This window comes from Acidovorax sp. Q11, from assembly GCF_054950075.1.
Genome location: NZ_JBUDZG010000018.1, coordinates 1 through 18,205, shown reverse-complemented (window position 1 = coordinate 18,205; position 18,205 = coordinate 1). Strand labels below are relative to the sequence as shown.

General features: G+C 63.9%; 16 protein-coding genes. All 16 read left to right on the top strand.

Annotated elements, in window-relative coordinates; genetic code table 11:
• The first annotated feature begins 97 nt into the window (after positions 1 to 97).
• On the top strand, positions 98 to 1,201 hold the full coding sequence (locus ACYZGB_RS14740) for a glycosyltransferase family 4 protein (RefSeq protein WP_462389284.1): 1,104 nt from the start codon (positions 98 to 100) through the stop codon (positions 1,199 to 1,201).
• Positions 1,201 to 3,060: a hypothetical protein gene (locus ACYZGB_RS14735; RefSeq protein ID WP_462389283.1), complete on the top strand. Its 1,860-nt coding sequence runs from the start codon at positions 1,201 to 1,203 to the stop codon at positions 3,058 to 3,060. The genes ACYZGB_RS14740 and ACYZGB_RS14735 overlap by 1 nt, the downstream gene beginning before the upstream one ends.
• Before the next feature lie 65 nt (positions 3,061 to 3,125).
• Positions 3,126 to 4,016: an acetylglutamate kinase gene (gene argB, locus ACYZGB_RS14730; RefSeq protein ID WP_094288851.1), complete on the top strand. Its 891-nt coding sequence runs from the start codon at positions 3,126 to 3,128 to the stop codon at positions 4,014 to 4,016.
• Positions 4,017 to 4,053: 37 nt separating this feature from the next.
• A complete protein-coding gene (locus ACYZGB_RS14725) occupies positions 4,054 to 4,746 on the top strand; it encodes a response regulator transcription factor (protein WP_462389282.1) in 693 nt (230 codons plus the stop codon).
• A gap of 85 nt (positions 4,747 to 4,831) precedes the next feature.
• Positions 4,832 to 6,283 carry an ATP-binding protein gene (locus tag ACYZGB_RS14720; RefSeq protein ID WP_462389281.1) on the top strand — a complete coding sequence of 484 codons (1,452 nt, stop codon included), beginning with the start codon at positions 4,832 to 4,834 and terminating at the stop codon, positions 6,281 to 6,283.
• Between the two features lie 231 nt (positions 6,284 to 6,514).
• Positions 6,515 to 7,189 (top strand): nucleoid occlusion factor SlmA, encoded by a 675-nt coding sequence (slmA, locus tag ACYZGB_RS14715; protein WP_462389279.1) that lies wholly within the window; start codon positions 6,515 to 6,517, stop codon positions 7,187 to 7,189.
• Positions 7,190 to 7,371: 182 nt separating this feature from the next.
• Positions 7,372 to 8,115, top strand: a complete 744-nt coding sequence (locus ACYZGB_RS14710; protein WP_462389277.1) for a TetR/AcrR family transcriptional regulator — start codon at positions 7,372 to 7,374, stop codon at positions 8,113 to 8,115.
• Positions 8,116 to 8,120: 5 nt separating this feature from the next.
• A complete protein-coding gene (locus ACYZGB_RS14705; protein WP_462389276.1) occupies positions 8,121 to 9,917 on the top strand; it encodes an acyl-CoA dehydrogenase C-terminal domain-containing protein in 1,797 nt (598 codons plus the stop codon).
• Positions 9,918 to 9,961: 44 nt separating this feature from the next.
• The gene (locus tag ACYZGB_RS14700) at positions 9,962 to 10,399 is read left to right on the top strand and encodes a DUF2147 domain-containing protein (protein ID WP_462389275.1); all 438 of its coding nucleotides are present in this window, start codon (positions 9,962 to 9,964) and stop codon (positions 10,397 to 10,399) included.
• 67 nt (positions 10,400 to 10,466) lie between these two features.
• Positions 10,467 to 12,869, top strand: coding sequence for a 3-hydroxyacyl-CoA dehydrogenase/enoyl-CoA hydratase family protein (locus ACYZGB_RS14695; RefSeq protein WP_462389273.1), 2,403 nt, complete (start codon positions 10,467 to 10,469; stop codon positions 12,867 to 12,869).
• Positions 12,870 to 12,901: 32 nt separating this feature from the next.
• Positions 12,902 to 13,411: a DUF4442 domain-containing protein gene (locus ACYZGB_RS14690; protein WP_462389272.1), complete on the top strand. Its 510-nt coding sequence runs from the start codon at positions 12,902 to 12,904 to the stop codon at positions 13,409 to 13,411.
• Between the two features lie 12 nt (positions 13,412 to 13,423).
• Positions 13,424 to 14,623, top strand: a complete 1,200-nt coding sequence (locus ACYZGB_RS14685; RefSeq protein WP_116748882.1) for an acetyl-CoA C-acyltransferase — start codon at positions 13,424 to 13,426, stop codon at positions 14,621 to 14,623.
• A gap of 282 nt (positions 14,624 to 14,905) precedes the next feature.
• On the top strand, positions 14,906 to 15,787 hold the full coding sequence (locus tag ACYZGB_RS14680) for an alpha/beta hydrolase family protein (protein WP_462389271.1): 882 nt from the start codon (positions 14,906 to 14,908) through the stop codon (positions 15,785 to 15,787).
• Between the two features lie 30 nt (positions 15,788 to 15,817).
• Positions 15,818 to 16,666 (top strand): acyl-CoA thioesterase, encoded by an 849-nt coding sequence (locus ACYZGB_RS14675; protein ID WP_462389270.1) that lies wholly within the window; start codon positions 15,818 to 15,820, stop codon positions 16,664 to 16,666.
• A gap of 68 nt (positions 16,667 to 16,734) precedes the next feature.
• On the top strand, positions 16,735 to 17,511 hold the full coding sequence (locus ACYZGB_RS14670; protein WP_462389268.1) for an enoyl-CoA hydratase: 777 nt from the start codon (positions 16,735 to 16,737) through the stop codon (positions 17,509 to 17,511).
• A gap of 282 nt (positions 17,512 to 17,793) precedes the next feature.
• Positions 17,794 to 18,205 (top strand): helix-turn-helix domain-containing protein (locus tag ACYZGB_RS14665; protein ID WP_462389266.1); only part of this gene is annotated, 412 nt, incomplete at its 3' end.

Genomic DNA, 18,205 nt, shown 5'->3' with positions numbered 1-18,205 from the left:
CTGCCACAATAGAGGGCTTTGCTTGGCAGGTTGACGCCGCGCCGTGTTGAAGAACCCTTACATATCGGCTGGCGCAGGCCGATAGGATCGGCGTGCCATGATTTTGATTTCTCTCGTAGCCTTTTTGATTTCGGCGCTCGTAGCTGGTGCCGTTGTCCGCTGGGGGCATGCCCACACGCGCACCTATGGCCATCACATGCCCCAACGGTTTCACGCTGGGCATGTTCCCCGTCTTGGCGGATTGGCTCTATTGGCGGGAGTAGCGATCGGCTGGGGCATGGGGGTGGCACAGTCCATGTTTTTTGGGGATCCTGCTTCTCTGCGCTTGGGGCCTTGGGTGGGGCTTTGGATGGCGGCTTTGATGCCTGCGGTATTGGGCGGTATGGCAGAGGACGCGACGCAGCGTCTGACTGTGCGCTGGCGCCTGGCACTCACCGGATTGACGGGGGTTTTGGCGTTGACGCTTTTGGGCCTGAGCGTACCCCGGTTGGATTTGTCTTGGCTGGATGGCTGGATGGCGTCAGCGCCTTGGTTTGGTTGTGGTATCGCGTTGTTGGCTGTGACGGGGCTGCCTCATGCCTTCAACATCATCGATGGCTACAACGGCCTTGCGGGCGCTGTAGCGCTGGCGGTTTGCCTGGCGTTGGTTCATGTGGCATTACAGGTGGGGGACCGCAGTTTGGCGGTGCTGGTTGCGGCCACAGCGGGCGCCACGATGGGCTTCCTAGTGTGGAACTATCCGCGCGGCTTGCTTTTTGCCGGTGATGGTGGGGCGTACGTATGGGGCGTGGTGATTGCGATCGCCAGTATTTCCCTGGTGCAGCGCAATCCGGCCGTTTCGCCCTGGTTTCCTGTTCTTCTGCTTATCTACCCTGTGTGGGAGACGGTTTTTTCTATCTATAGAAAACTGGTGCGCGGGGTTTCCCCTGGCGTGGCGGATGCATTGCATTTTCACCAGCTAATTTATCGGCGCATTGTGCGTGGTGTTTTTGATGACGATATATCCCGGCGCATGCTGAGTCGTAACAATCGCACTTCGCCCTATCTGTGGGCTTTCACCATGTTGACGGTGGTGCCGGCGGTGCTGGCATGGCAGAACACCGTGCTTCTTGTCGTATTTACGGCCTTGTTTGTGGTTTCTTACGTTGTGGCTTATTTGGCCATCGTGCGCTTCAAGGTGCCCGGGTGGATTCAGGGTTGATGCTGTTTGGGGTCTCGCCTGTCTGGTCCGGCTTTGCGGCGCTGGTTTGGATCGGCGTCTTTCAAACACTTGGCTGGAGTTTGTGGCAAGTGCTCTGGACGGGGGCTCGGAACGACACTCGCTGTTTGACTCAAGACTGCGGCCAGATACCGATGGGTTTGTTGGCGTTGTTTTTCCAGCAAGTGCTGGGCATGGGCGGCGCCATGTTGCTCTTGTTACTGTTGGCGGTCTGTGGTTTGTTCCATTGGCCAGGGATTGCCATGATGGTGGGGGTGACCTTTGGCTTTGCTGCTGTTTTGCGGTATCGCGGGTCTGCGATCAAAACAGTGCGGGTGAACGACCATGCGTTGGTAACCCTCCCTGAGTGGTGCGCTTTGGCGTGTGCAGTGCTGCTGTCGGTGGCGGTTTCGTGGCGCTTTCCGGGGGCATGGGACGATACGTCCTACCATTTACCGTTGGCCCGCTCGATTGTTGAGCATCAGTCGCTGGTGGCCAATGAGTGGCTGCGGTTCCCATATTTTCCCGCTTTTATGCACCTGTTGTTCGCCGGGGGACTGCTGGTGGACGTGTGGCTGGCGCAGTGGCTAGCGACATGGCCCGCGGCGGTGACTCTGCTGGGGTTGATGGGGGCCTCTCGGTGGATTTTCGGTCACGCCGCATGGGGGATATTCGCTTGGGCTTTGTACATCCGTACGCCCGCCTTGGGGCATTCTCTGGGGTTTGCCTATGTGGATGCGGGGTTGGCGTTGTTCTGCATGGCGGCTGTTTTGGGCGTCGCCATTTGGGCACGGTCAAGCGCGCAGGAGCATGGTGCTTGGTTGACGCTGGCTGGACTGTGTGCTGGTTTCGCAGGCGGCATCAAATTTCATGGGCTGGTGGTGGCAGGGGCCTTGGTGTCCGCCGTGTTGCTAGTGTCCTTGATATGGGGGCCGGGGAAGCGGGCTGCGGGGAGCGTGTTGGCGTTCGGTGTGCCCTGCGGGATGGTGGCGGTGTTTTGGTATGTCCGTAGCTATTGGGCGACCGGTGATCCCATTCATCCCGCCGGGGCCTCGATATTTGGGTACTACTTATGGACTGAGCAGGATCTTGCGCTGCAGGTGGCAGAGCAAGCTACGCACGGTCTAGCCAAGCAATGGGTGAACTTTTTGCCTGGTATCTGGCATGCGCATGTACCTTATCTCTACGCCGCTTTCGGTTTGCCATTCCTGCTGACAAGGGACAATCGACGATTTTGGTTTGTTATTGGTTTTGTCGTGTGGACCAATGTTTTGTTCTGGTTTTGGATTAGCCAGGTAGACAGATATCTTGTTCCCGTCTTGCCGCTTGCGGCACTGTTGTGCATGGCGCTGGTGAGGAGCTTGGTGCTGTTGGCTACTTCATCAACTGTGGGGCGTGCACCGACTTACATGGTGATGCGCTTTTTTTGGATGCTTGCACTTGCCTGTGCTGTCTATCTCGCTTACTCGTCGTGGATGCAGTGGTATGGGCGCGGCCCTCTTTCGACGCAACGCGAGGGATTTGTTGAAATCGCGCTGCTGCACAGGGCTGAAGAGATCGCTCCACAGTATGGGGAGCGCGTGCTCAACATGGGCTATGAGAACGCTTTTTTTTACTACAGAGGGCAACTTATTGGCGACTGGTTTGGGCGGGCTGCTTTTCCGCGTATCGCGGACTGCAGCCCCGCGTGTCGGATGCGTCCGCCACTAGAGACTCAGAAGATCATGCAGGATTTAGGCGTGCGCTTGGTCTTGATCCATTCCGGCAAGTTTCCTTTCGATGAGGCGCAATACTCTTCACACTTTGTGTTGCTGGGGAGAAGTGGACCGGGGACCCTGTATGGCATCAGGCCGGCTCCGTAAGCCCCCTCAGATTCTTGGGGCACAATTTGAGCCTCAATTTTTCTTCTTCCGGATGGCACGCCCCCATGACCGACCTTCTTTCGATTGCCCCCCGCGACAAGGCTGAAATCCTGGCCCAGGCGCTGCCTTACATCCGCAAGTTCCATGGCAAGACCATGGTCATCAAGTACGGCGGCAATGCCATGACCGACCCCGCCCTGCAGGCGGACTTTGCCGAAGACGTGGTGCTGCTCAAGCTGGTAGGCATGAACCCCGTGGTGGTGCATGGCGGTGGCCCGCAGATCGAAACGGCCCTGAACCGCCTGGGCAAGAAGGGCGAGTTCATCCAGGGCATGCGCGTGACCGATGCTGAGACCATGGAAGTGGTCGAGTGGGTGCTGGCCGGCGAGGTGCAGCAGGACATCGTGGGCCTGATCAACCAGGCCGGCGGCAAGGCCGTGGGTCTGACGGGGCGCGACGGCGGCATGATCCGTGCGCAGAAGCTCAAGATGGTGGACAACAAGAACCCCGCCATCGAGCACGACGTGGGCCAGGTGGGCGATATCGTCTCCATCGACCCGAGCGTGGTGAAGGCGCTGCAGGACGACGCTTTCATCCCCGTCATCAGCCCCATCGGTTTTGGCGAGAACAACGAGAGCTACAACATCAACGCCGATGTGGTGGCCAGCAAGCTGGCCGAGGTGCTCAAGGCCGAGAAGCTGGTGCTGCTCACCAACACCCCGGGCGTGCTGGACAAGGCGGGCAACCTGCTGACCGACCTGACGGCTCGCCGCATTGACGAACTGTTTGCCGATGGCACGATCTCCGGCGGCATGCTGCCCAAGATCGCCGGGGCGCTGGATGCCGCCAAGGCCGGTGTCAATGCCGTGCACATCATCGATGGCCGGGTGCCGCATGCCATGCTGCTGGAGATCCTGACCGAGCAGGCCTACGGCACGATGATCCGGTCGCACTGATCTCCGGCACTTCTTTTTGATACTTCTGCGGCCTGCCATGCGCTTGCTCTTGGTCGAAGACGATGTGATGGTGGCCAGCGGCATCAAGCTGGGGCTGACCGATGCGGGTTATGCCGTTGACTGGGTCGGCAGCGGTGAGCGTGCCGAAGAGGTGCTGCGCACCGAGTCCTTCGATGCGGCCATCATCGACATTGGCCTACCGGCCATGGATGGCCTGGAGCTGACGCGCCGCCTTCGGCGCCCGGACATGGCCAGCCCCGCCATGCCGGTGCTCATCCTCACAGCGCGCGACGCCTTGCATGATCGGGTTCAGGGGCTGGACCTGGGCGCGGACGACTACATGGTCAAGCCCTTTGAGTTGCCCGAGCTGCTGGCCCGCCTGCGGGCCCTGCTGCGCCGCTCGCAGGCCGCCACCACGGCGGTGCTGAGCTTTGGCCCGCTGGAGCTGGACACCGCCGGTCGCCGTGCAAGCATCCGCAGCGACGGGAGTGAGCAAGTGATCGAGCTGGGTCCGCGCGAGTGGACGGTGCTGGAGTACCTGCTCATCAACGCCCCCAAACCCGCCAGCAAAGACAAGCTTTTGCAGGCCTTGACGGGCTGGGACAAGGAGATCACTCCCAACGCGGTCGAGGTCTATGTCTCCCGCCTGCGCGGCAAGCTGGAGCCCCATGGCGTGGCGTTGCGGTCGATCCGGGGGTTCGGCTACCGGCTGGAACTTCAGAATCCCTGACGGGGCAACGGCCCCAGTTTCCTCTTCTCCACCGCCCGCCATGCTGCTTCGGAACCCTTCCCCCAAGCGGCCCGGTTTGCGCGCCATGACGTCCGACCTGCGGACCCGGCTGCTGCTGATGCTGGTGCTGCCCTTGTGTGCGCTGGCACTGGTGGGGGTCTGGCTGGACTACCGTTCGGCCGACGAGGCGGCCGTCCAGCACGACCAGCGCCTGGTGCGCCTGCTGCCCGCGCTGGCCGATTCAGTACTGGCGCCGCCGTTTCGAGACAACGCTTCGCCCTTGCTGCTGCTGGCTCCGCCGATCGAGGAGTTCTTGCGCCAGAACGTGGGGTTTTCTGCCTACAGCGTGCGCGACACCTCGGGGCGGCTGTTGCTGGGGGACGATTGGGTGCATGGGGCGGTGCCCACCACGCAGGCCCCCGAGTTCCACAGCGTGGAGTTTGGCGGCGTGACCTACCGGGTGGCCGTGCAGCGCGGCCGCACGGGCGCGGGCGAGCTGGTGGTGGCGCTGGCCGATGGCTCCGACCCGCGCCAGAAATGGGCCCAGCAGCTGCTGCTCAGGGTGTTGTTGCCCAATCTGGTGCTGCTGCTGGCGGCCGGTTTTGCGATCCATTGGGCGGTGCGGCAGGCCTTCAAGCCCCTGGTGGGGCTGGCCGAGGCGGTGGAGCGCCGCTCACCGCGCGACCTGAGTCCTATCGACGAAGCCGCCTCGCCCGACGAGGTGCGCCCGCTGGTGCATTCGCTCAATCGCCTGTTTGCCCTGGTCAATGCCCAGGCCGAAGGGCAGCGCCGGTTTGTGGCCGACGCTGCTCACCAGCTGCGCACGCCGCTGGCGGGGTTGCAAGCGCAGGTCGAAGCCTGGGCCATGATGGCCAAGGCGGCAGCTCCACCGCAGGTTTCGTTCCCAGATTTTGATCGAAAAATGCCGTTTGCGCGCGAGGATAGGGCGCAGGGTGCTATCGTTTTAGGAGTTGACCAGATCGAGAAGCTGCGCAACGCCACGCGCCGCACCTCGCAGTTGGCGCACCAGCTGCTGGCGCTGTCCCGTGCCGATGCGCGCAGCCTTGATGCCCAGCCGCCACAGCGGGTGGACCTGAAGGACCTGTGCGAATCCCTGCTGGAGAACTTTCTGGACGCGGCCACCGGCAAGGGACTGGACCTGGGGCTGGACGTGCAACTGGTGCATGTCACCGGCCATGGCTGGCTGCTGCGCGAGTTGCTGTCCAACCTGGTGGACAACGCCATCAAATACACGCCACCGGGTGGCGTCGTCACCATTCGCTGCGGACTGCGCCAGGGCCGCAGTGGCCCACCGCGTGCCTATGTTGAGGTGGAGGATGACGGTCCTGGCGTTCCCGAGGCCGAACGCACCCGGGTGCTGCAACGCTTCTACCGCGTGCCGGGTGCGGGCGGCGAGGGCACGGGCCTGGGGCTGGCCATTGCGGACGAGATCGCGCGTGTGCACCGTGCAGCGCTCACGCTGGGTGCTGGCCCGCAGGGGCGCGGGCTGCTGGTGACGGTCGTGTTCCCCCTGTAGCCACCCTCGCAAGGCGGGGCCACCGGGCCCCGGAGGGCTGTGCGAGAATCATTTCCATACACGATTGACTTGTGCAAACAGGTGGGGCGACAGCGCACCCCTGGTGCTGGTGCCCAGCCTTCCAGTGCCGATGACTGCACCAGCCGTGACGATTCTTCCTGCCTCGCCGCTCCTGCGCATGCCTTGCTGGCAGGTGCTGGGCGCCAGGCCTTACCGGAGCCCCTGTCTCGCATGTCCGAACTCTCGCCCCAGCCCGAGCCCGCGTCCACCGACGACGCAGGGGATGCCCTCGCCGCACGCAAGCGGCCCAAGCCGGGCGAGCGCCGTGTGCAGATCCTGCAGGCGCTGGCCGCCATGCTGGAGCAGCCGGGTGCGGAGCGCATCACCACCGCCGCTCTGGCGGCGCGCCTGTCCGTGAGCGAGGCGGCGCTGTACCGCCACTTCGCGAGCAAGGCGCAGATGTTCGAGGGTCTGATCGACTTCATCGAACAGACCGTGTTCACCCTGGTGGCGCAGATCACGGGCCGCGATGCCGGAGGTGGGGTGCCCGACCCGGCGCAGTCGGCCGAGGTGGGAGCCCGGCAGGCTGCGCGCATCGTGGCGCTGTTGCTGCAGTTTGGCGAGCGCAACCCTGGCATGGTGCGCGTGATGGTGGGCGACGCCCTGGTGTTTGAGCACGAGCGCCTGCAGCAGCGCATGAACCAGTTTTTTGACCGCATCGAATCCACGCTGCGCCAGTGCCTGCGCCCTGCCACGGCGGCATCGGCCACGCCTACGGTGGATGCGCAGGTGGCGGCCAGCGTGCTCACGGCGTTTGCGCTGGGGCGGTTGCAGCGCTATGCCCGCTCGGGTTTCAAGCGCCTGCCGTCGGAACACCTGGATGCCAGCCTGGCGCTGATCTTGTAGAGCACTTCTTGCCCTGGCCCGCCGCTGCGGGCTGAGGCCGGGAGTGGCAGGGCAGGGTGGCCTGCCGCGCGGTGGTACCGCCGCAACGCGCGTTTGGGTGCCCCTCCCTATTTTTTCCAGGGGTTTTGGTCATGCCCTGAAATTGCTGCAGAATAGAACGAACGTTCGTTTTATTTGCAAGCATGCCCGCCACCTCCGAATCCAGCCAGGCCAGCCGCAGCCCGCGTGCCCGCAGCAGCACCGGCCGCGCTCTGCAAAAGGGCCAGCAAACCAAGGCGGCCATTGTCGAGGCGGCGCTGGGCCTGGCCACGCACATCGGGCTCGAAGGCCTGTCCATTGGCGCGCTGGCCGATGTCACGGGCATGAGCAAGTCGGGCGTATTTGCCCATTTTGGCTCGCGCGAAGAACTGCAGATTTCCGTCATCCGTGAGTACCACACCCGCTTCGAGCAGGAGGTGTTCTACCCCGCCATGTCCGCCCCGCGTGGCGTGGGGCGCCTTTCGGCCCTGTTCGACAACTGGATGAAGCGCACCTCCATCGAAATCGACTCGGGCTGCATTTACATCAGCGGCGCCGTCGAATTTGACGACCGCACCGGCCCCGTGCGCGATGCGCTGGCCAGCTCGGTGCTGACCTGGCACGCGGCCATGCGCCGTGCCATCGAGCAGTGCAAGGTTTTGGACGAGCTGCGCGCAGACACCAATGCCGAGCAGATGCTGTTCGAGATCCACGGCCTGATCCTCGCGCTGCACTATGAAGCGCGCTTCCTGCAAACCCCCGGCTCCATGGGCCGGGCGGTGCAGGGCTTTCACAACATCCTGGCGCGCTACAGCGCCACAAAACCTGGCGCCACCGCAGAAGCCGCCCCCGCTGCTGCTGCCAAGCGCCGCAAAGTTTCCAACCAAACCACCACCTCCAAGGAGTAAACCCCATGCCTATGTACACGCCGCCCCTGCGCGACATGCAATTCGTAATGCACGAAGTGCTCAAGGTCAGCGATGAATTCAAGGCCATGCCGCCCCACGCCGAGGTGGATGTGGACACCATCAACGCCGTGCTCGAAGAAGCCGGCAAGTTCGCCGCCGAGGTGACCTTTCCGCTGAACATCAGCGGCGACACCGAAGGCTGTGTGCTCGACAAGGCCACGCACGAAGTCAAGCCCCCGTCGGGCTTCAAGGACGCCTACGCCAAGTACGTCGAAGGCGGCTGGGCTGCGCTGTCGTGCGACCCCGCCTACGGCGGCCAGGGCCTGCCCTTCGTACTGAACCAGTGCCTGTACGAAATGATGAACTCGGCCAACCAGGCCTGGACCATGTACCCCGGCCTGTCGCACGGCGCGTACGAAGCCCTGCACGCCCACGGCACCGAAGAGCAAAAGGCCCTGTACCTGCCCAAGCTGACCAGCGGTGAGTGGACCGGCACCATGTGCCTGACCGAACCCCACTGCGGCACCGACCTGGGCCTGCTGCGCACCAAGGCCGAGCCGCAGGCCGACGGCACCTACAAGATCACCGGCAACAAGATCTTCATCAGCGCCGGCGAGCACGACATGACCGCCAACATCGTGCACCTGGTGCTGGCCCGCTTGCCCGATGCGCCCAAGGGCAGCAAGGGTATCAGCCTGTTCGTGGTTCCCAAGTTCAATGTGAAGGCCGACGGTTCGCTGGGCGAGCGCAACCCCATCTTCTGCACGGGCCTGGAGCACAAGATGGGCATCCACGGCAACGCCACCGCGCAGATCGCCATCGACGGCGCCATCGGCACCATGGTGGGCCAGCCCAACAAGGGCTTGGCCGCCATGTTCGTGATGATGAACGCCGCCCGCCTGGGTGTGGGCAACCAGTCGCTGGGCCTGACAGAAGTGGCTTACCAGAACGCGCTGGCCTACGCCAAGGACCGCATCCAGATGCGCAGCCTGTCGGGCGTGAAGGCCAAGGACAAGGACGCCGATCCCATCATCGTGCACCCCGACGTGCGCAAGATGTTGCTCACCGCCAAGGCCTACGCCGAAGGTGGCCGCGCGCTGCAGATCTTCTGCACGCTGCTGCTGGACAAGGTGCACAGCCACCCCGATGAAAAGGTGCGTGCCGAATCCGAAGAGATGGTGGCGCTGCTCACCCCCATCGTGAAGGCCTTCATCACCGACAACGGCCACATCTCCACCAACGCCTGCATGCAGGTCTTCGGCGGCCACGGCTTCATCAAGGAGTGGGGCATGGAGCAGTACGTGCGCGACAACCGCATCAACATGATCTACGAAGGCACCAACACCATCCAGTCGCTGGACCTGTTGGGCCGCAAGATCCTGGGCAACAACGGCGCCACGCTCAAGAAGCTGGGCAAGCTGATCGGCAAGCTGGTGGAAGAAGAAGGCGTGAACGAGAAGATGGCCGAGTTCATCAACCCGGTGGCCATGCTGGGCGACCAGATGACCAAGTTCACCACCGAGATCGGCTTCAAGGGCATGCAAAACCCCGACGAAGTGGGCGCTGCTGCGGTGGATTACCTGCGCGTGGCCGGCCACCTGGTGTTCGGCTATCTGTTCGCCCGCATGGCCCAGGTCGCCCTGCGCGAGATCGCCGCGGGCAACACCGACCCGTTCTACGGCGCCAAGCTGCAGACGGCGCGCTTCTACTTTGCCAAGCTGTTCCCCGAAACCGTCACGCTGATGCGCACGGCCCGTGCTGGCAGCAAGGTGCTGATGGACACGGATCTGGCCCTGGCCTGATCGGTAGACCTGCGGATTTCAAGCTTTTTTGGCACGGAGCGCCTATGTATAAAGCGGTAGCAGCTATTGTTTTTGTAGCGTCTGCAGTGCCTGCCTGGGCACAGCTCACGCCCGAAGGCTTGTGGCGCAACATCGACGACAAGACCGGCGAAGCCAAGGCCGAAATCCGCATCCGCGACATCGGCGGCGGCGTGCTGAACGGGGCGCTGGAAAAGCGCCTGTCCAAAGACGCCAAGCCCGACGAGGTCTGCGACGAATGCTCGGATGACCGCAAGGGCAAGCCCATCCTGGGCCTGGAGATCATCCGGGGTGCCAAGAAGGCTGACGGCAAGGAGGTGTGGGAAGGCGGCAAGATTCTCGACCCCGAGAACGGCCGCAACTACGCCCTGCGCATGACCCCCGTCGAGGGCGGAAAGAAGCTCGAAGTGCGGGGCTCGATCGGCCCGTTCGGCCGCACGCAAACCTGGATCCGCGTCCAGTAAACCCCATTCCCGTGGCCTTGTGCGACCCCTGCGGTGTTGCGCAACGCCCCAACCAGGAACCCAACCCATGTCCCGATTCCAAGTGAAGAAAGTCGCCGTGCTCGGCGCAGGCGTGATGGGCGCGCAGATTGCCGCCCACCTCGTCAACGTGAAGGTGCCCGTGGTGCTGTTCGACCTGCCCGCCAAGGAAGGTCCCAAGAACGGCATCGTCACCAAGGCTGTCGAAGGCCTGAAGAAGCTCAAGCCCTCCCCCCTGGGCGTGGCCGACGACGCGGCGCTGATCCAGCAGGCCAACTACGAAGAGCACATGCACCTGCTCAAGGAATGCGACCTCGTGATCGAGGCCATTGCCGAGCGCATGGACTGGAAGCTCGACCTGTACACCAAGATTGCTCCCCACGTGGCCAAGCACGCCATCCTGGCGTCCAACACCTCGGGCCTGTCGATCACCAAGCTGTCCGAAGTGCTGCCTGAGAGCATCAAGCCACGCTTCTGCGGCATCCACTTCTTCAACCCCCCGCGCTACATGACGCTGGTGGAGCTGATCAACACCCCCACCACCCAGCCTGAAGTGCTCGACCAGCTCGAAGCCTTTGTCACCAGCGGCCTGGGCAAAGGCGTGGTGCGCGCGCACGACACGCCCAACTTCGTCGCCAACCGCGTGGGCATCGCCGGCATGCTGGCCACGATGAAGGAAGTCGAGAACTTCGGCCTGACCTACGACGTGGTGGACGACCTCACAGGCAAGAAGCTCGGCCGTGCATCGAGCGGTACCTTCCGCACCGCCGACGTGGTGGGCCTGGACACCATGGCCCACGTCATCAAGACGCTGCAGGACAACCTGAGCATTGAGACGGACCCGTTCTACGAAAGCTTTGGCACGCCCGCCGTGCTGAAAAAGCTGCTGGAGCTGGGTAACCTGGGCCAGAAGACCAAGGCAGGCTTCTTCAAGAAGGTCGGCCGCGATGTGATGCGCTTCGAGCTGGAAAGCGAAGAGTACGTGCCCGCCGGCCAGAAGGCCGACGAGGTGTATGCCCGCATGCTCAAGAAGCCCGCCGCCGAACGCCTGCGCCTGCTGCGCAACGCCGAAGGCGCGCCCGGCCAGTTCCTCTGGGCCATCCTGCGCAACAGCTTCCACTACGCTGCCGTGCACTTGGGCACCATCGCCGACAACGCCCGCGATGTGGACCAGGCCATGCGCTGGGGCTTTGGCATGAAGCAGGGCCCCTTCGAGCTGTGGCAGGAAGCCGGTTGGCTCGAAGTCGCGAAGATGATCCAGGAGGACATCGACGCTGGCAAGGCGCTGTGCAAGGCACCGCTGCCCGAGTGGGTCTTCAAGGGCCCCGTGGCCGACGCCGGTGGCGTGCACACCGCGCAAGGCTCGTGGAGTGCATCGCAGAACAAGTTTGTGCCCCGCCGCCAGCTGCCCGTGTACGAGCGCCAGATCTTCCCCGAGGCCCTGCTGGGCGAAACCAGCCTGCCCGACTGGCGCACCGCTGGCACCACCATTGCTGAATCGAAAGCCCTGCGCACCTGGACGCTGGACGGCCAGGTGCTCATCGCCAGCATCAAGAACAAGATGCACGCCATCAGCCCCGAAGTGATGGAAGCGCTGATGGAAGCGCTGGAACTGGCCGAGGCCGAGTACCAGGGCATGGTGATCTGGTCCGGCGACGCGCCTTTCAGCGTGGGTGCGGACCTGGAAGCCACGATGCCCGCGTTCATGGTCGGCGGTGCCGATGCGGTGGAAAGCATCGAGCAGGAACTGCAGAACCTGATGATGCGCATCCGCTATGCGCAGGTGCCTGTCGTTGCAGCCATCCATGGCATGGCGCTGGGCGGTGGCTGCGAACTGGCCGTGTATTCGGCCAAGCGTGTGGCCCACATGGAAAGCTACATCGGCCTGGTCGAAGTGGGTGTGGGCCTGGTGCCCGGCGCCGGTGGCCTGACCTACATCGCCCGCCGTGCGGCCGAGAACATGGCAGCTTCCACATCCAAGGACATCCTGCCCTTCCTGACCGAAGGCTTCACCGCCGCCGCCATGGCCAAGGTGGGTACCAGCGCCATCGAATCGCGCAAGCTGGGCTTCCTGCTGGACAGCGACATCATCGTGCCCCACAAGGACGAGCTGCTGTTCGTGGCCATCAACGAAGCCAAGTCCATGGCTGCGAGCGGATGGCGTGCACCGCACAAGCGCCTGTTCCCCGTGGCGGGCCGCAGCGGTCTGGCCACCATCAAGGCCCAGCTGGTGAACATGCGCGACGGCGGCTTCGTCAGCGCCTACGACTTCAAGATCGGCGCCATGATCGCCGAGGTGGTCTGTGGCGGCGATGTGGATGCTGGCTCGATGGTGAGCGAGGAATACCTGCTCACGCTGGAGCGCAAGGTGTTCTGCCACCTGATCGCCCAGTCCAAGACGCATGAGCGCATCCTGGGCATGTTGTCCACCGGCAAGCCGGTTCGCAACTGATCCGGACGTCGATGGATAACCGGTAGACCGACATGAGCGAACACGCCCCCAACAAATTGCAGCGCTCGCTGATGCGCCTGGACGAGGCCCCCGCCTTCATGCGCGGGTTCGTGCAGAACATCATCCTGCGCCGGGCTGTGCCCTTCACCGGTACGGCCGGGGTGAAGTTCGTGTCGCTCACGCCTGAGCGGGTCGAAGTGCATCTTGCCAACGAGCACCGTGTGCAAAACCACATTGGTGGTGTGCACGCCTCGGCCATGAACCTGCTGGCCGAAACGGCCACCGGCATGGCCGTGGGCATGAACGTGCGCGACGACTGCCTGCCGCTGGCCAAGGAGCTGAGCATGGCGTTCAAGAAGCGCGCCACGGGCGGCCTCAAGGCCGTGGCCACACTCACCGCCGAGCAGCGCGCCGCCATGCGGGCCAGTGACAAAGGCGAGGTGCAGGTGACAGTCACCGTGACCGACGAAGCCGGTGTGGAGCCGGTCGAATGTGTATTTACGTGGGCCTGGGTTCCGTCCAGCCGCCCCCCCAAGAATTGAAGGAGTTTCACCATGGCTCAAAAACAAGTCCAGGACGCCTACATCGTCGCCGCCACGCGCACGCCCATTGGGCGCTCGGGCCGCGGTTATTTCAAGAACACCCGCCCCGACGACCTGCTGGTCGCTGCCATCAAGAGCGCCATGCTGCAGGTGCCCACGCTGGACCCCAAGGCGATTGAAGACGCCATCATTGGCTGCTCTTTCCCTGAAGGCGAGCAGGGCATGAACATGGCCCGCATCGCCGTGGGCCTGGCGTTCGACCACCCCGTGGGCGGCGTGACGGTGAACCGCTTCTGCGCATCGGGCATCACCGCGCTGCAGATGGCCGCCGACCGCATCCGCGTGGGCGAGGCTGACGTGCTGATCGCCGGCGGCGCCGAGTCCATGAGCCTGGTGCCCATGGGCGGCAACAAGCCCTCGTTCAACGCCGAGATTTTTGCCAAGGACGAAAACGTGGGCATCGCCTATGGCATGGGCCTGACCGCCGAAAAGGTGGCCCAGCAGTGGAAGGTGAGCCGCGAAGCGCAAGACGCGTTCGCCCTCGAATCCCACCTGCGCGCCATCAAGGCACAAAAGGCCGGTGAGTTCAGCGACGAAATCACGCCCTTCGAAATCGTGGAACGGTCGCCCAACCTCGCTACCGGCGAAGTGGTGGAAAAGCGCCGCACCGTGAGTCTGGACGAAGGCCCTCGCCCCGACACGTCCCTGGAAGGCCTGGCCAAGCTCAAGCCCGTGTTTGCGGCGCGCGGCAGCGTCACGGCGGGTAACAGCTCGCAGACCAGCGACGGTGCCGGTGCCCTCATCGTGGCCAGCGAAAAGGCGGTGAAGCAGTTTGGCCTGACGCCCCTCGCGCGTTTTGTGAGCTACGCCGCCCGGGGCGTGCCGCCCGAGATCATGGGCATTGGCCCTATCGAGGCGATTCCTGCAGCCCTGCGTTATGCGGGTCTCAAGAGCGATGACATCGGCTGGTATGAGCTGAACGAAGCGTTTGCGGCCCAGTCGCTGGCCGTCATCAATACGCTGGGGCTGAACCCTGCGAACGTGAACCCCATGGGCGGCGCGATTGCGTTGGGGCACCCGCTGGGCGCTACCGGTGCCATCCGTGCGGCGACGGTGGTGCATGCGCTGCGTCGGCACAAGCTGAAGTACGGCATGGTCACGATGTGCGTAGGTACCGGCCAAGGTGCCGCCGGCATCATCGAAGCTTTGTGAGTTAGCTGGCTACTGCGCGGGCCATCTGCGTCGTTGGGCGGTGCTCGGAATCCTCACGTACAGGAAGTACGTTCCGGTTCCTGTGCTCCGTCCGCCTAGCAGCTGATCCCGCTCGCTACGCCCTGGAGGGTGGGGTGTTAAGGCAGGGGAACGGTCGGGGTAAGGCTTGAATCGCTCCCACTCAAACCGCTCGGGCTGAGCTTGTCGAAGCCAGGGTTCTGCCCTCAGCGATAGTTTTCTTTTCAAGCCGACGCAGATCGGTTTCGACACAAGGAGACAGACATGAACAAGCAAACCTTGCAGGTGAACGGGGCAGTGTCATTGGCACTGCGTGTCTACGAACCCGAGGGCGCGCCACGCGCCAGCGTTGTCATCGGCGGCGCGATGGGGGTGCGGCAGTCGTATTACGAGGCCTTTGCGCTGTGGATGGCGCAGCAGGGGTTTCGGGTCACCACCTTCGACTACCGGGGCCACGGCGACTCGCTGCAGGGCGCCATGCGTGATGTGAAGGCGGATCTGTTTGACTGGGCACAGGACTACGAGGCGGTGATCTCTGCTGCCAAGGCCGCGCTGCCGTCGCTGCCGCTGTACTTGCTGGGCCACAGCCTGGGCGCGCAATTGCCAGGGCTGCTCAAGAAGCCCGAACAGGTGGCGGGCCTGCTCAGCGTGGCCGCAGGCAGTGGCTACTGGCGTGACAACGCGCCGCAGCTCAAGCGCATCGTTCCGTATTTCTGGTTGGTGCTGGTGCCGCTGGCCACGCGGCTGTGCGGGTACTTTCCGGGGCGCACGCTCAAGAAGGTGGGCGATCTGCCTGCGGGGGTGATCCTGCAGTGGCGGCGCTGGTGTCTGGACCCGGCCTACAGCGTGGGCGCCGAGGGGCCTGCGGTGGCGCAGAGTTATGGCGCGGTGCGTTTCCCTGTGGTGGCGCTGTCGATGGCCGACGATGAGCTGATGACCTTGCGCGGCACACACAACCTGGTGAATCTGTACGCCAACACCGAGCGCCGCGTCGAGAGCATCACGCCGGCCGACCTGCAGGTGCGGCGCATCGGGCACTTCGGGTTCTTTCGCGACCAGTTTCGCCAGAGCCTGTGGCCGCGTGCGGCGGCTGTGCTGGTGGGCCTGGGCGGTGTGTCCCCTGAAGTCACCGGGACGACGGCCTGATCGCTCATTTGGCGGCACACTCGCAGCATCATGACGACTTCATCCTCACGCCATCACCCCCTGGACGAAGCGCTGCAACTGGCGTCTTCGCCATCGGCTACCGCAGGCCAGTACGAAGGGCAGACCCACCCCGGCTACTGGAACATGGTGGGCCCGTTTGGTGGCATCACCGCCGCCACGCTGCTACGGGCCATCCTGCAGCACCCTGACCGGCTCGGCGACCCGTTGTCGCTCACCGTCAACTACGCGGGCGCACTGACAGCCGGTGCGTTCACCGTGCAGGCAACGCCCGTGCGCACCAACCGCTCTACCCAGCACTGGACGCTGTCGATCCTGCAGGCCGGTGCTGACGGCGCGCAGGTGGTCACCACCACCGCCACGGCCGTCACGGCGGTGCGCCGTGAGACCTGGAGTGTGGGCGATGTGCCCATGCCCGAGGTGCCTCCGCCCGCAGAGCACAAGGCCATCGTGGCGCCCCCGGGCGCAGTCGAGTGGCTCAACCGGTATGAGATGCGCCCCATTGCCGGCTTCATCCCGCGCACCTGGGACGGCAGCGGCGACCACAGCCTTACGCAGTTGTGGATGCGCGATGCGCCGCCCCGGTCGCTCGACTTTATCGCGCTGTCCGCATTGGCCGATGTGTTCTTCCCCCGCGTGTGGCTGCGCCGTGCGCGCCAGGTGCCTGCGGGCACGGTGTCCATCACCGTGTACTTTCACGCCACGGCAGAGCAACTGCAGGCCACGGGCACGGGCTTCCTGCTCGGCCAGGCGCGCGGGCAGGAGTTCCGCAACGGATTCTTTGACCAGACCGTGCAGCTGTGGAATGAGGCTGGCACCATGCTGGCCACCAGCCATCAGATCGTTTACTACAAGGAATAGGAAGTCGGCCCGTTGCTCTGCACGTGCACTCTTTCCTCCATCCACCAGCCCCCGGAACCCTTACCACCATGACCGAAGCCACCCAAGACATCCTTGCCCACACCGAAGCAGGCGTGACCACCATCACCTTCAACCGCGTGGACAAGAAGAATTCCATCACGCGCGGCATGTACGCCGCCATGGCTGATGCGCTCGACGCCGCCAAGGCGGATGCCAGCGTGCGTGTGGTGGTGTTCCAGGGCGACGTGGCGATCTTCAGCGCGGGCAATGACATTGGCGACTTCCTGCAGCAGCCGCCTGCCACGCAGGACTCGCCCGTGTTCCGTTTTCTGCGCGGCATCGCCACCTTCCCCAAGCCCGTGATCGCCTCGGTCTGCGGCCCGGCTGTGGGCATCGGCACAACCATGCTGTTCCATTGCGACCTGGTCTATGCGGGCGACAACGCGGCGTTCTCTATGCCCTTCGTCAATCTGGGCCTGTGCCCCGAGGCCGCATCGAGCCTGCTGGTGCCGCAGATGCTGGGGTACCACCGCGCTGCGGAAGCGCTGCTGCTGGGCGAGCCGTTCATGGCCGAGGCCGCGTTGGAAGTGGGGCTGGTGAATCGTGTGGTGCCGCCCACCGAGTGCAATGGCGTCGCACAGGCGCAGGCGAAGAAGCTGGCTGCCAAGCCGTTGTCGTCGCTCATCGAAACCAAGCGGTTGATGAAGGGTGGGCAGACGGCGAAGGTGCTGGAGGTGATGGCGGAAGAGGGCGAGAGCTTTGGGCGCATGTTGCGCGAGCCGGCAGCGCGGGAAGCGTTCTCGGCGTTTATGGAGAAGCGCCGTCCTGACTTCAGCGCGGTTTGAGTCGTTGGTTCTGAGGGTTTTTTGGCTGCTGGCGCTTCTACACAAAGCGCTGGCAGCTATTGTTTTTATAGTTCGTTCTCGCCCCGTCCGTTTGGGTTGAGCCTGTCGAAGCTTGTTTTGGCGGTGGCTACTGCATGCCCGTGTTGAGTGCGGGAGCCGGGAGTCGCCCGGCATGCGAGTAACTTTCTTTTGCTTCGGCTGTATGGACCGGACACATGGGTAACGGGTGTGCGGAGACATAGGAAACACTTCTCCTTGGCAAACCCTGCCCAGGAGAAACCTATGCCCTGGCAACCGAGAGATCTCATGACCACCAAACGAGAGTTTGTGCAACTGGCACTGCAGGAAGGCGCCAACCGGCGTGAGCTGTGTCGTCGCTTCGGCATTTCTCCCAAGGCGGGCTACGCGCTGCTCAAGCGTTTTGTGAGCGAAGGCGAGAAAGCTTTCACCGAGCGCTCACACCGTCCGCTGCACAGCCCCCGCCAGACCGCAGAGGTTTTGCAATCGGCCGCGCTGGAGCTGCGCAGGCAACACCCAGCCTGGGGCGCGCGCAAGATCTGCCGACGGCTGCAGGATCTGGGCCATGAGCAGGTGCCGGCCCCCAGCACGGTCACGGACCTGTTGCACCGCCATGGGCTGATCGCGCCAGCGGACAACGAGACCCAAGGCGAATGGCAACGTTTCGAGCACGAAC

Bases quoted from the DNA above. Each gene is read 5' to 3' on its own strand.
- ACYZGB_RS14700 (WP_462389275.1), top strand. From the start codon at position 9,962: ATGTATAAAGCGGTAGCAGCTATTGTTTTTGTAGCGTCTGCAGTGCCT.
- ACYZGB_RS14720 (WP_462389281.1), top strand. From the start codon at position 4,832: ATGACGTCCGACCTGCGGACCCGGCTGCTGCTGATGCTGGTGCTGCCC.
- ACYZGB_RS14705 (WP_462389276.1), top strand. From the start codon at position 8,121: ATGCCTATGTACACGCCGCCCCTGCGCGACATGCAATTCGTAATGCAC.
- ACYZGB_RS14685 (WP_116748882.1), top strand. From the start codon at position 13,424: ATGGCTCAAAAACAAGTCCAGGACGCCTACATCGTCGCCGCCACGCGC.
- ACYZGB_RS14710 (WP_462389277.1), top strand. From the start codon at position 7,372: ATGCCCGCCACCTCCGAATCCAGCCAGGCCAGCCGCAGCCCGCGTGCC.
- ACYZGB_RS14670 (WP_462389268.1), top strand. From the start codon at position 16,735: ATGACCGAAGCCACCCAAGACATCCTTGCCCACACCGAAGCAGGCGTG.
- ACYZGB_RS14740 (WP_462389284.1), top strand. From the start codon at position 98: ATGATTTTGATTTCTCTCGTAGCCTTTTTGATTTCGGCGCTCGTAGCT.
- argB (WP_094288851.1), top strand. From the start codon at position 3,126: ATGACCGACCTTCTTTCGATTGCCCCCCGCGACAAGGCTGAAATCCTG.
- slmA (WP_462389279.1), top strand. From the start codon at position 6,515: ATGTCCGAACTCTCGCCCCAGCCCGAGCCCGCGTCCACCGACGACGCA.
- ACYZGB_RS14680 (WP_462389271.1), top strand. From the start codon at position 14,906: ATGAACAAGCAAACCTTGCAGGTGAACGGGGCAGTGTCATTGGCACTG.
- ACYZGB_RS14735 (WP_462389283.1), top strand. From the start codon at position 1,201: ATGCTGTTTGGGGTCTCGCCTGTCTGGTCCGGCTTTGCGGCGCTGGTT.
- ACYZGB_RS14695 (WP_462389273.1), top strand. From the start codon at position 10,467: ATGTCCCGATTCCAAGTGAAGAAAGTCGCCGTGCTCGGCGCAGGCGTG.
- ACYZGB_RS14675 (WP_462389270.1), top strand. From the start codon at position 15,818: ATGACGACTTCATCCTCACGCCATCACCCCCTGGACGAAGCGCTGCAA.
- ACYZGB_RS14725 (WP_462389282.1), top strand. From the start codon at position 4,054: ATGCGCTTGCTCTTGGTCGAAGACGATGTGATGGTGGCCAGCGGCATC.
- ACYZGB_RS14690 (WP_462389272.1), top strand. From the start codon at position 12,902: ATGAGCGAACACGCCCCCAACAAATTGCAGCGCTCGCTGATGCGCCTG.